Genomic DNA, 437 nt, shown 5'->3' on the forward strand with positions numbered 1-437 from the left:
CTAGGTGTATTGACCTGGAGCGTTGTTCACGCGGGAGATGGGTGGGTGGCCGCCGAGTGCGGTGTGGCAGCGGTGGTGGTTGTAGGTGTGCAGGAAGTCTGCCAGGGCCGCGGTGCGTTCGGTGTTACTGGTGTAGGGCCGCTGGTAGGCCCATTCGTCGAGCAGGGTGCGGTTGAAGCGTTCGACCTTGCCGTTGGTCTGCGGCCGGTAGGCGCGGGTGCGTTTGCCGGCCGCGCCGAGGTCGGCCAGTGCTTGCCGCCAGGCGAAGCTCTTGCGGTAGGGCCAGGCGTTGTCGGTCAGAACTCGCTCAATGCGGCGGATGCCGTGAGCGGCGTAGAAGGCCGCGGCCCTGCGCAGGAAGTCGGCGCAGGTGGCGGCCTTCTCGTCCGGGTGGATCTCGCTGTAGGCGAGGCGGGAGTGGTCATCGACGGCGGAGT

Annotated in this window: 1 protein-coding gene; it reads right to left on the reverse strand. The window is 67.7% G+C overall.

Annotation, left to right across the window (positions count from 1 at the left end; genetic code table 11):
• A partial coding sequence (locus tag QC385_RS43870; RefSeq protein ID WP_279547001.1) for an integrase core domain-containing protein occupies nt 1–437 on the reverse strand: 437 nt, incomplete at its 5' end.

It is taken from the genome of Streptomyces sp. DH10 (genome assembly GCF_029813805.1).
In the GTDB taxonomy this organism is placed as follows: Bacteria; Actinomycetota; Actinomycetes; order Streptomycetales; family Streptomycetaceae; genus Streptomyces; species Streptomyces coeruleofuscus.